Below are 12176 nucleotides of genomic sequence, written 5' to 3' on the forward strand. Positions count from 1 at the left end.
TTCAAGCTGACTCATTATCAGGGTATATTCATGGCCTTTGATGATAGTTACCGCCTCAGTGCCCACGCAGTAATAACTAATCCTTATGGAGAAGTATTGCAGCTGAAAGCGACCTATGCGGAGCGCGGGTGGGGGCTACCCGGTGGCGCACTAGACCCGGGTGAAACTGCCCATGAGGCTCTGGTGCGGGAGTGCCATGAAGAGCTTGGTAAGGAGGTACAGATTGAGTATCTCAGTGGCGTGTACTACCACAACGCTTATAATTCACACGTTTTTATTTTTCGAGCCCATTTTACCAGTGGTGGAAGCTGCGTTCTTTCTGATGAACATTCACATTGGGCTTACTTTCCCCTGGACAGATTATCTGAGGTTCAGCGCCACAGGGTCGAGGACTGCCTGAGCTTTAACGGCATTGTGCGTAGCGCAAAGTTCTAACTTTATTATCTTCCTTGGCAATAGATCTGGTGTGCCAAGGTACATTTGGCGAAAATCGCCAAATGCGTTGTAGTCGCAGAATTCCCCTCTCTCCTACATTAGTATTTGCCTCCTGGTGTTTAATGCCCTGGAATTCCAGAGCCTTCGCAGTTCGCGGGCGCTTTATAAAAGTAAATAAAATCAAATAGTTAATAAATAATTGATACAGCAGGCTGTACAAAGCTGCAAGCTATGCTGATGGATAAGAATTATGGGTTTGGATTTGAAGATGCCTGAGCTGGGCAACCTAAGTGAAAGCAGCCATAAATTAGAGTGCCGAGTCGCTCTGGTCAGTTCTGATAGCAAATTGGCCAATGAGTGGGTAAGTGCCCTCAATAATACGGCAGCAGTACATGACAATCCTTTTGGTCTCCATTTTATGGTAGTGGCCCCCTCTGAAGCTGAAAGGTTGGCAAAAGAAGAGGACTGTCTCCAGGCAGTTATTGTTGATGGTGGCAGCGATGGAAAGGGGTTGGATTCTGCAGATGACCTAGCTGACCGGATTCATGTATTGCGTTCCCAGCTTAATATCTTCCTAGTTGCCCATAGTGGTTTTGCCGGCACAACGTCAAAATCAAGCAAAACTGCTTCCAAATCCATAGCCAATTTACGCCGTCGTTTTGATGAGTTATTCGATCGTCGTGAAGGTAACTTCAACCACATGTTCCGCTTGGTGCAGGCATTTATTGCTCGTAGGGCTTCGACGCCTTTTGCCGATACCCTGAAAGAATACGTCTTCTCTGCTCGGGATGCTTGGCACACCCCAGGCCACTCTGGAGGTGATAGCTTGCGAAATAGTCCCTGGGTAGGGGATTTTTATCGTTTTATGGGGGAGCATATCTTCAATACGGATTTGTCCGTGTCGGTTCAAGTGCTGGATAGTTTACTCGAGCCCCATTCCGTTATTCAGGAGGCCCAGGACTTGGCGGCTCAGGCTTTCGGAGCTCGTCATACCTTTTTCCTGACTAACGGTACCTCTACCGCAAATAAAGTGGTTATTCAGCAAATTCTTGGTGGTGGTGGGAAAATCATTGTTGACCAGGCTTGTCACAAATCTGTTCATCACGCGATTGTGATGAACCGGTGTGAGCCGGTTTATTTGAAGTCTGTCCTGCATCCAGAGTTTGGAATTTACGGACCGGTGAAGCGTTCCGATATAGAAGCCGCCCTTGATGAGCACAGTGATGCGCGCCTGTTGGTAATTACTTCCTGTACCTATGATGGACTGCGCTACGATCTCAAGCCAATTATTGACTACGCCCATGAGCGAGGCGTGAAAGTATTGGTGGATGAGGCTTGGTTTGCTCATGGTTTCTTCCATCCTGAGCTGCGTCCTACTGCACTGGAGTGTGGTGCAGATTATGTGACGCAAAGTACCCATAAAATGCTATCCGCTTTCTCCCAGGCCAGCATGATTCACGTGCAAGATCCGGATTTCGATGAATTCCGTTTTCGTGAGAATCTGAATATGCATGCCTCTACCAGCCCTCAATACGCAATGATTGCGAGCCTCGATGTGGCCCGTAAGCAAATGGCGATGGAGGGGTATGGCCGCTTGAAGCAATGCTTGCAAATGGTGGAAACCTTACGTAACGCCGTAAATGAAACTGGCGTATTCCGTGCACTGACTCGTGATGACTTAATTGCTGATCCCCTTGCCGGTGATAATATTCGTCTCGATCCCACCAAGGTGACAATTGATATTTCCAAGAGTGGTTACTCTGGAAATGAGATGCAGATTAAATTATTTGATCAGTATGGTATCCAGGTAGAAAAGACCACCTACAATACCATCACTGTGCTTGTTACTCTCGGTAGCACAGAGAGCAAGTTGCTTCGCTTGATACATGCACTTAAGCAATTGGCCGGAAGTACTCAAAAACGCATTCATATTGGGTCACCGCGGCGCCTGCCAGAATTTACCCGGTTTACTTGTTTGCCGGCAGATGCCTACTTTTCGGAAGCAGAAGAATTGCCGTTGATGGATAATGGCACAGAAGCCATCGAAAATTTGGTAGGTCGAACCAGTGCCGATGAAATTGTTCCCTATCCCCCTGGCATTCCAGTTCTTGTACCTGGCCAGGAAATTTCGGCTCAAATAGTACAATTCTTACAGCAGCTTCTTCAGGGGCAGAATACAACGGAAATCCACGGCCTAATTTTCCGCTCTGATGAGCCAATGCTAAGGGTGGTTAAGGAAACCCCTAAAGCTAAGCCTGGCAAGGCGCAATCTTCCGCAGAAAAAAAGGCAGGAAAATCATAACACTTCATAATCCGGCACGGAGCCCGGTATGCTTGAAAGTCCACAATCTGTGTTAATTGCCGGTGCCTCCGGCGGAATTGCACAGGCTATTGGCGCCGAAATTATTCGGCGCCATCCTCAGGTTACTCTATTGACCCTGAGCCGAATTACAGTCGACATGATTCCTGGTCATGTTGGAGAGCGTCATCATTTATCTGTTTCCCTAGAGGAGGCGGAGTCTATTGATATCGTTGAAAATTTTTTGGCAGAGCACTCTGAACCCCCAGATTGGGTAATATGTTGCTGTGGAATTTTACACGATGAATTTCACGGACCTGAAAAGTCCCTATCGCAATGTGATGATCACTGGTTGTTACAGTCTATGCAGGTCAATGTACTTTCCCATGTACATTTAGCACGGGCACTAGATGGATTCTTACGGCGTAGGCACCCTTTGTTGTGGGCATCACTTTCAGCAAAGGTGGGAAGTATTACGGATAATCACCTTGGTGGTTGGTACAGTTATCGCACCAGCAAAGCAGCATTAAATATGCTGGTTAAAAATCTATCTATTGAGTGGGCGCGAAAACTGGAAGAGAGTTGCGTAGTCGCAATTCATCCAGGTACAACAGATACTTCACTATCCAAACCTTTTCAAGCTAATTTGCCGCCAAGCAAACTTTACAGTCCTGAATTGAGCGCTAATCGTATTGTGGATGTCTTAAATCAGTTGACACGACTAGATACTGGTAAATTATTATCCTGGGATGGAAGCCAGATACCCTGGTAGTAACTGTGTTTGAACTATTTACGATAATTAGAAACCGTCTGACTTCTAAAAACCGGGAAAGCTCTCTGCTATTTATGTTACAAGAGGGTTGCCCCGATCCAGTAACGTTTTGATATCGATACCAGTTGGTAGGCATCCAGTATTTTGTAAACCACTGGCTCCTATTCTTGATTTAATGAAGGCATCAGTGACACAGGAGCTACTTCCTTGTAAGAGAAGATGAGCCTGCATGGTAAGGGCCATTTGATCAACAATATGGCGAGCACGATATTCAAATTGATTTAGGTCAGAAAGTTCATTTCTTAGCTTGTCAACAGCTGTATCAAATAAAGTATTTATACCTCGGCTAATCCCCAGTTCATCGAACCAGTGACTAATAACGGTTGGTGTTTTTGTGATGGCGCGCAAAACATCAAGTGCTTGAATATTGCCTGATCCTTCCCAGATTGCGTTAATTGGCGCATCTCGATACAGTCGTGCCGTAATAAAGTTTTCAATGGCGCCGTTTCCCCCCAGGCACTCCATGGCTTCATATGCGTGATGGGGACTGCGTTTGCATATCCAGTATTTGCCCACTGCGGCCCCCAGCCTGAGCAGCATTCTCTCATGCTCGCTGTCCTCTTGGTCCATAGCTTTGGCCATACGCATGGAAAGAGCAATTGAACCCTCAACTTCCAGTTGTAGATCAGCCAGAACATTTTGCATTAGTGGTTGATCAATCAGTTTTTTGCCAAATGCTTTACGCCCACTTGCGTTATATATTGCCTGGATAACTGCTTGCCGCTGGCCTGCTGTTGAGCCGACCATACAATCAAATCGTGTAAGCGCTACCATCTTTATAATGGCACTGATTCCTCGCCCCTCTTCCCCAATCAGCCAGCCTAATGCGCCGCGTATTTCAACTTCTGAAGATGCATTGGATACATTGCCGCATTTTGTTTTCAAACGTTGAATTTCAAGCTGATTTTTCGATCCATCAGGCCTCCATCGCGGAACTAGAAAACAGGATAGGCCGCTTGGGGTTTGCGCAAGAATTAAAAAGGCATCGCACATAGGCGCAGACATAAACCATTTATGTCCAAATAATTCATAAGTACTTTCTTCGAGAGGGAGGGCAGTAGTGGTATTTGCCCTGACATCTGACCCCCCTGTTTTTCTGTCATACCCATGCCTATGGTCAGTGAGCTTTTTTCAAAATAGGGGCGATTACTTCCGTCATAAGTTCGATTGGTTATCTTGGGGATCCACTCGTTGGCGATTTTAGGGTTTAGCTTGATAGAAGGAACTGAGGCGAAAGTCATAGTGATGGGGCATCCATGCCCTGCCTCAAGTTGTGAATGTAGTAAGTTTTTTGCGGCTCTGGCGACATTGGCTCCAGGACGAGGGTCAGTCCAGGGAGAGCTATGTAAGCCTTCGGAGAGTGCAAGTTGCATAAGTTGATGGTAGGAGGGGTGGTACCTAACCAGATCGATGCGATGACCAGAGCGATCATGACTTTCAAAGATAGGTTTAAACTCGTTGGCGGCATAACCTCGCTCAATCATTTCCGGTCTACCACATACTTCCCCATAGCGCTCCAGTTCTTCTTTCGCCCAGTATGCTCCATTGACATGTACGGCTTCCTGTAATGCCTGATCGCCAATATAGAGGTTATGGCCAGATAGAGGGCGTGGTTGATTGGTAACTTGATATGTGGGGTTATAACTTGGCGTATAACTCTTACTGTTCATATCTTTACCTTAGAAAATGTGTCTATTTGGGAGAGTTTTTGCATAGCCCCTAAATACCCCTACAGAGCTTATAGCTGCAGTTGATTAGATCCAGCAACTGTAGTTCATTGCAAGGCTTCTTCTTCGGATCTTTCAGAGGCACCGTCACATGGTACGAAATCATAAGTTGTACAGTTTTACTAATTGCGCGAAGGGATAATTTCAATGCATAGCTGAATGTGAGTATAAAACAAGTTTTTTTCTGATTACTATTTAAGCTCTTTACCTGCAGTGAGTTATTTTGCTGTTTTTATTTTCAAAGATGGGTTTTATTGATTCACAGAGGTATTTATTCGATCAAATATGGCTTAAAAGTAATGAATTGAAATTTATATTTTATTGCTATCGAATACCATTTTGTCATCTTGTCTCTAATGAGACTCGAACCATCTTATGTTTGTCACCTCATTGTCGATAAAGGAGTTCTTCATTGCAAATTAAGCGAAATTAATCGGTTAATACTGTCGACTAGTCCAAAAAAAATGAAGCTTTTGGGGTTCTAATTCTGCTCAAAAATCTATACCAAAGCATGTTGATTTTTTAATTCAGCTTATCTATCCGTGATACCTTTGTATTACAAAATGGTATGAGGGAACCAGGTTGGCACACTTAAGATTGAATTTTTGATATCTAGATCACTACTGGTTGCAGTAAGTGAGTTGATCGAATAGATTTAGCTCACAGCGTAAGATGAGCGCGAGAAATTAATTAAAAATAGTAAGGCTGGTAACAGGCCGAAATATAAAGGGACCGCACATTGGGGGAACCCAGATGAACTTGCATAAGGATTATGCACCACTAAAGGTTGTTAGCCCTAAGTCAGAAAAGTCAGGGGTTACAGTTGCCTTTTTAACCGCATGCGTCAATCTTCAGTCCTCAATTTTTGCAGGGCGAATTGAAGATGAGTTTAAGACTACTTGCGCTATTCTGCAGCGCTCTACACTTTCTTCTCTAAGTGGTATTAAGGCTGAATACCTACTTCTAGATTGTGCCGATATTTCCTCTCCGGATCTTGAGCAGCTTTTGCGGGAAATACACTCGTTACCAACCCCTCCTAATCTTGTGTTGATCAATGTTGATCAAAGTTCAGATATTGATTTTGTTCTTCACTGGGAAAAGGTTCTTGGCTTGATACCCTCGGAGTGTGAAGCAAAAGTCATTATGGAGAGGTTGGGTAGGATATTCTCAGGAGAGTATTGGTTTCCAAGGGATGTTCTTCATAATTTCCTCAGGCAACACAGAAAGCCAAAAAAATGGTGTGATAAAGCCTCTAATCTTACTCAAAGAGAGAGGCAAATTTTACAGCTGATCTGTGACTGCAATACAAACGCTAATATAGCTGAAACACTTTGTGTTAGTGAGCATACTGTTAAGAGTCATCTCTATAAAATCTATAGAAAAATAGGCTGTAAAAATCGTCTCGAAGCAAGTAGTTGGGCCAGTCAAAACTTGTAATATTATGAAATCAATATTTTTGCGTGCAGCTGTGTTTGCGGCTGCACTTTCGTGTATCTTTTGCAAAAGTCATGCGCAAGAAGCAGATAATCAAAGTGGAGAGGAATCCCTACTTACTGGATTAGTTATTGATAATACGGTAAGTGGTATTGGCCATGAATTTGCCAGATCTCTTTCTATTTATATTACAACCAATTTACAAGGTTTTGATTATAACCTTACTGTTCATGAGAGGCCATCCGCTAGATGGGGGAGTGTTGTCTGGGTGACTTATGAAAGTCAGCAGGTTTTCAAGACTGTTATTTACCCTGGGCGTAGAAAGTTTGGTGCAGTTGTCGAACAGGCCGCTTCACAAATAAATAATAATGTTCGGCAGCAGAGGTTGCAGGAACTTTTATCTCAAAATATTGATTTGGCGGGGGATGAAATATAATGAAATGTTATTTTTTGATGGCTGTTTTTCTGTTTTCTGGGGCTGTAAGCGCAACGGAATTGGTATATACGCCAGTTAATCCGTCGTTTGGAGGAAATCCTCTAAATGGTAATTATTTATTGAATAATGCCAGTGCGCAGAACAGTAAAAAAGACCCTGATGCTAAAGATTCACCTTACTCTGATTCCTCTTCTCTAGATAGATTTACTGACACACTGGAATCTCGCTTACTCTCGCAGCTGTTGACAGATGTGGGGAATGGTAATGATGGCACCTTGGTTACAGATGACTATATCGTGAACATTATTGATGTCGACGGTGAGCTGACAATAACGATTACAGATGCCGTTACAGGTGAGATATCTGAGATTGTAGTCGTGGGGCTCAATCCAAGTAATTAATATAAATTTATTTACGGGCTTAGGTTTTTGTGGGGTGGTGCGATGTTGTCGAGAATATTTGTTTTTATAATTATTTTTGGTCTTAGTGGGTGTAGTTCGGTTAAGGAAGCGCTGTTTGGTCCAGGCCAACAAAAGGCAACTTTAACAGATCGGATGAGTACTTATTCCGACTTGGTTAGCTTACCTGCTCCAAGAGGGAAAATAGTCGCAGCAGTGTATGGATTTAGTGACCAGACGGGTCAATACAGACCGGCACCTTCGAGCTCATTCTCAACTGCGGTGACGCAGGGGGCGGCAGCTATGTTGGTGCAAGTCTTAAATGAATCAGGATGGTTTGTAACTCTTGAGAGGGAGGGGTTACAAAACTTATTGACGGAGAGAAAAATAATTAGGGCCGCCCAAAAGGAGCAGAGTAGCCCCGCTAGTCCGGTATTTGATCTGCCTTCTCTTATGTCAGCTAATATTATGCTCGAAGGAGGGATTGTTGGTTACGATACTAATATTAAAACAGGGGGGCCGGAGCCCGTTATTTTGGTATAGGGATATCTGAACAATATCGAGTAGATGAGGTAACAGTTAATTTACGTGCAGTGGATGTGCGAAGTGGTCGAGTACTCAGTAGTGTTTTAACCAGCAAGAAAATTTTATCAAGGCAGGTCCAGGGGGATGTTTATACATTTGTAGAGTATAAGCGGCTACTTGAAATTGAGGCTGGTATGACAACAAACGATCCGGCTCAATTATGTGTTCTGTCCGCGATAGAATCTGCTGTAATTCATCTTATTTCACAGGGTGTAAATGCTAATTTGTGGGCTCTGGAAGATAATAATCAATACCCTATGTCAGTTCTTAGTGAATATGCGGCTACGCCGGTCAAGATATTGTAATATCTTATTAAATAGTTAACTTTGTCTGTGTTTGTATGTGTAATTTAGTGAAATGGAATTTTGTTAAATTATGCCGTTTTATATTTTTATATGTAATTTGATGGAATGGATTTCTTTTGGGAAATATGCATTTTAATTTATAGTGCTTCCTTAATACAAAAGTTTTACGTTCTAGTTGTTCTTTCCAGTTAAATATAATCTTTCTTCTGATTTAAGATTTATTTGTTTTTACCTATAGTTGTTTCGTTGTTTCTTATAGTTGTTAATCGATCTTTATAGAGAGGTGGTTGGTGATTGCTACAGCTAAACGAGTAACGGCAATTTTATTTCTGTTTCTGGTTTTACCGCTTTCGGTGTGCTGGGCTTCTGATATAGATGACCACAATGAATTGTCTGCGGGGCAGGGAGCTCTGGATCTTCTTCTACTAAGAAAAGATTCAATTACGGGCAACCTAGCCCAGGTTTCACAAGTGGGTGATTACAACGTTGCTGAGGTTACTCAGTCCGGTTTTTATAACCAGGCTGTCCTGATACAGGAGGGTGACTCCAATACAGCGTTGGTGCAACAAACAGGCGATTCTAATTATGCTGCGATATCTCAGTCTGGAGCCTATAACCAAGCTACAGCCATACAGAGTGGCGTAGATAATGTGGCATTGATTAGCCAAGTTGGCTACGGAAATTCTGCAAACATTATTCAAAACGGTGATGGATTGTTTGGTTATGTCGCGCAGTTCGGTGACGACCATGCGGTGCAACTGGTGCAGTACGATTAAAGCATTGCACTATTTTACTTGTATTTATAATTTTATTCTGAGGGAGATAGATAGATGAAAAAGATTACACTTGCTGCTGCTATTGCTTTTATTGCTAGCGCAGGTCAGGCTGTAGCCGATAATAACTACGGTGATCAGGTTCAGCTAGGTGAAGATAACAATGCAGATATTACCCAGGTATCTGCAGCAACCAATAATGCTGCTTACCAGTGGCAGGAAGGTAATAACAACGTAGCTAATGCATATCAGGCCAGTGCTGATAATAACTACATTGACCAAACCCAGCTTGGTGACCGCAACGCGGCCTGGACCAGCCAAACTAATCAAACTGCCAGTGAGGCCCTAACTTTCCAAAATGGAGAAGGCAACTCTGGAACCATCCACCAGTGGAGTGGCTCCTATAATAGCGCCTACGCTACGCAGGTTGGCAGTGAGAATATGGTCCACTTGGATCAGTACTATGAGTCTGATTTCAACTTTGCAGATATGTACCAGGAAGGTAGCGATAACATGGGCGTTCTGCAACAGGACGGCGATGGAAACTACTTTGCTAGTACCCAGGTGGGCGACGGTAACGGTGTTTGGAACAGCACTTGGTACTCCTCTGCAGATGGATTTGTTGGGGGTCAGGTAGGTGACTTCAACGTTGGTACTGTTTATCAGTCTGGTGCAGAAAATACTGCTAACTTGATGCAAAGCGGCGATGCTAACCTTCTAGATCTGGGGCAGGCTGGAGTGGAGAACACCGCTACTATTTTGCAAGAAGGTGATGCAAATACTGCTTTTGGTTATCAGTCAGGTGCTAATAACTTAGCCAATATTACCCAGAATGAAACCAATAACTTCGGTGCTGTGGGCCAATTTGGTAACGACAACACTGCAAACTTGGTACAGACAGGCGACTACAACACCACTGACTTTGGTCAATACGGTGATGCGAACCTGGTGAATATTGATCAAACCGGTAATAGTAACTACACCTATGGTTACAGCGCTGGTGTTTCCAACATTGTAGACATTGATCAGTCTGGTGATTTGAACCTGGCAGAAATCCACCAAGACGCTGGTGGTGACAACTTGATCACTGTAGCTCAAACCGGTCTTGAGCACTCTGCTCATGTTGGGCAGTCTGGCTATGAAAACATTGCAACTGTTAGCCAGAGCAGTGCTCTGAACATGGCTAGCATTGAGCAGGTTGGTGCCAGCAACGTTGCCACCATCACTCAAAACTGATTCTGAAAAGTTTCAGCTATGAGAAAAAACCGCCCTAAGGGGCGGTTTTTTTTTGAGATGCATATGGTCTTAGCTGAATATTTATCGGCTAGACTATTCGTTGACCGCAAAAATTGAGAGTCAGCTCCAATAAGCCGGTCCAGGGGGATTGCTGTCCACGGCCTCCTTTAATCGATACATCAATCGACCGCGCAAGAATTAACAGGCCTTCCAGTTGCTTTTTATTGAGCCTGTGCAGGGCTTTCTGTACCAATGGTTGTCGCTTTTGCAGCCTAACTAGTCTTGACAAAGGTTGGCCCTGCTCCAGCTTTTCCATAACCTCGAGAAGGGTACGAATTTCTCGTGCAATTGCCCAAAGAACAATGGGCGCTTCAACACCTTCAACTCGTAACCCCTCGAGTGTTTTGACCGCTTTGGCTGAGTCACCAGAGAGAGTAGTGTCGATTAGATCAAAGACATTGTATCGAGCGGAGCTGGTAACACTATGCTCCATCATTTCCCTGGTAATCTCTTGTCCGGAACAGGAGAGCTTGAGCTTTTCAATTTCCTGGCTTGCAGCGAGCAAGTTGCCCTCTACTCTTTCTGCGAGAATTTGCACTGCTTCGGGTTCGGCGGAGAGGCCTACTGAAGTAAGGCGCTGGTTGATCCAGCGGGGCATTTCCTGGATGGTCACCGGCCATACTTGGACCAGTACTCCTGATTGCTCCAATACTTTTACCCACTTGCTGTTGAGTTGTGACCTATCAAGCTTAGGCAGCACTAGTAAAAGGAGGAGGTCTTCATTTACCAGTGACGCAAATTCCTGTAAAGCTTTGCTGCCCTTATCTCCGGGTTTTCCTCCTGGTATACGCAGCTCAATTAGTTTTTTCTCGGCAAAGAGGGACATGTTGCCAGCTGAAGCAATCAGGGTGCTCCAGTCAAAATTGTGCTCTGCGTGAATAAGCTCCCGCTCTGTGAAACCATGCTTTTTAGCAGCTGAACGAACTACATCGCAGCACTCTTGTACTATTAAGGGCTCATCACCAGTAATAATAAAAATTGGTGATAGGCCCTTTTTGAGATTTTGCGATAATTGCTGGGAGTTAACGCGCATTTATAAACGTAACCTAGTAGCTTTTTTCTTCTAATGAAGCACTTACATCGATGCGTCGCAGGCGGTCAATTATGCGCCCAATAAGTTCTCGCTGCATCTCTGCTCGCAAGGTGTTTTCTTCTTCACTTTTACTGACAATTTCATCGACATCCCACTCTAGAGTGCGGTAAACGTCGGCTTGTGCTTTATTTAGAAGAACCTGCCCCGTACCTGTGCGTACACTATAAATGGCACTCGTAATTAGTTCATATTCTGAAGCTCGCCCTTCAGAGTCGACTGCTACAGTTAGCTTTCTTTCAGTTTCCTGATGAATAATGAGTGAGTAGTCAGATTCCGCAGGAGACTCTGCTATCGGTACACCGGCATTCCTTAGCAGCCGTGTCAATTGGTCTGCAATATCACTTCGAGGATCTACTGCGGATATATAAAGTGTACTGCCGGGAGGAAAATTCTTAGGGGCACCTCTTAGATGCCAGCCGCAACCGGCAATAGTGATAGCGAGAAGAAAAATAAAGGCTCGATTTGCGATTGTTTTCATAAACTACTTGCCATGGTCTTGTCGGCTACAGCGAGCTGACTTAAGTGAGCCGGGAGTGAAACTCCCGGCATCATATTGCGGGTCT

At 44.2% G+C, this 12176-nt stretch carries 12 protein-coding genes and 2 pseudogenes; 9 read left to right on the forward strand and 5 right to left on the reverse strand.

Features of this window, described 5'->3' with window-relative positions:
• Positions 1-30 precede the first annotated feature (30 nt).
• The 3 genes from P0078_RS19145 (at position 31) to P0078_RS19155 (ending at position 3506) form a co-directional block, all read left to right on the forward strand.
• Positions 31-435, forward strand: a complete 405-nt coding sequence (locus P0078_RS19145; RefSeq protein ID WP_282931496.1) for an NUDIX hydrolase — start codon at positions 31-33, stop codon at positions 433-435.
• A gap of 250 nt (positions 436-685) precedes the next feature.
• Positions 686-2737 (forward strand): aminotransferase class I/II-fold pyridoxal phosphate-dependent enzyme, encoded by a 2052-nt coding sequence (locus P0078_RS19150; RefSeq protein WP_282931497.1) that lies wholly within the window; start codon positions 686-688, stop codon positions 2735-2737.
• A 28-nt stretch (positions 2738-2765) separates the two neighbouring features.
• Positions 2766-3506: an SDR family NAD(P)-dependent oxidoreductase gene (locus tag P0078_RS19155; protein WP_282931498.1), complete on the forward strand. Its 741-nt coding sequence runs from the start codon at positions 2766-2768 to the stop codon at positions 3504-3506.
• A 72-nt stretch (positions 3507-3578) separates the two neighbouring features.
• Here the strand turns inward: P0078_RS19155 and P0078_RS19160 are convergent, their stop codons facing one another.
• The 3 genes and pseudogenes from P0078_RS19160 to P0078_RS19170 form a co-directional block, all read right to left on the reverse strand.
• Positions 3579-4340, reverse strand: a complete 762-nt coding sequence (locus P0078_RS19160; protein ID WP_353057087.1) for an acyl-CoA dehydrogenase family protein — start codon at positions 4338-4340, stop codon at positions 3579-3581.
• 120 nt (positions 4341-4460) lie between these two features.
• Positions 4461-4598: pseudogene (locus P0078_RS19165) on the reverse strand (hypothetical protein); the annotation flags it as partial.
• Positions 4541-5236: a hypothetical protein gene (locus tag P0078_RS19170; protein WP_282931499.1), complete on the reverse strand. Its 696-nt coding sequence runs from the start codon at positions 5234-5236 to the stop codon at positions 4541-4543. The pseudogene P0078_RS19165 and the gene P0078_RS19170, both read right to left, overlap by 58 nt.
• Before the next feature lie 810 nt (positions 5237-6046).
• Between P0078_RS19170 and P0078_RS19175 the strand changes: the two genes are divergently transcribed.
• The 6 genes and pseudogenes from P0078_RS19175 to P0078_RS19200 all read left to right on the forward strand — a co-directional run bounded on the left by P0078_RS19175 (position 6047) and on the right by P0078_RS19200 (position 10460).
• On the forward strand, positions 6047-6730 hold the full coding sequence (locus P0078_RS19175; protein ID WP_282931500.1) for a helix-turn-helix transcriptional regulator: 684 nt from the start codon (positions 6047-6049) through the stop codon (positions 6728-6730).
• A 4-nt stretch (positions 6731-6734) separates the two neighbouring features.
• Positions 6735-7163, forward strand: a complete 429-nt coding sequence (locus P0078_RS19180) for a CsgE family curli-type amyloid fiber assembly protein (RefSeq protein WP_282931501.1) — start codon at positions 6735-6737, stop codon at positions 7161-7163.
• Entirely contained in the window at positions 7163-7564 is a 402-nt protein-coding gene (locus P0078_RS19185; protein ID WP_282931502.1) for a curli assembly protein CsgF, read from the forward strand. Before P0078_RS19180 ends, P0078_RS19185 begins: the two co-directional genes overlap by 1 nt.
• A 153-nt stretch (positions 7565-7717) precedes the next feature.
• Positions 7718-8451, forward strand: a pseudogene (locus P0078_RS19190) (CsgG/HfaB family protein).
• A 290-nt stretch (positions 8452-8741) separates the two neighbouring features.
• Positions 8742-9227, forward strand: coding sequence for a hypothetical protein (locus tag P0078_RS19195; protein ID WP_282931503.1), 486 nt, complete (start codon positions 8742-8744; stop codon positions 9225-9227).
• 54 nt (positions 9228-9281) lie between these two features.
• Positions 9282-10460, forward strand: a complete 1179-nt coding sequence (locus tag P0078_RS19200) for a hypothetical protein (RefSeq protein WP_282931504.1) — start codon at positions 9282-9284, stop codon at positions 10458-10460.
• Positions 10461-10548: 88 nt separating this feature from the next.
• Here the strand turns inward: P0078_RS19200 and holA are convergent, their stop codons facing one another.
• Positions 10549-11553, reverse strand: coding sequence for a DNA polymerase III subunit delta (holA, locus tag P0078_RS19205; protein ID WP_282931505.1), 1005 nt, complete (start codon positions 11551-11553; stop codon positions 10549-10551).
• A gap of 13 nt (positions 11554-11566) precedes the next feature.
• The gene (locus tag P0078_RS19210) at positions 11567-12091 is read right to left on the reverse strand and encodes an LPS-assembly lipoprotein LptE (RefSeq protein WP_282931506.1); all 525 of its coding nucleotides are present in this window, start codon (positions 12089-12091) and stop codon (positions 11567-11569) included.
• Positions 12092-12176 lie beyond the last annotated feature (85 nt).

The organism is Microbulbifer sp. VAAF005, from assembly GCF_030012985.1.
GTDB lineage: Bacteria > Pseudomonadota > Gammaproteobacteria > Pseudomonadales > Cellvibrionaceae > Microbulbifer.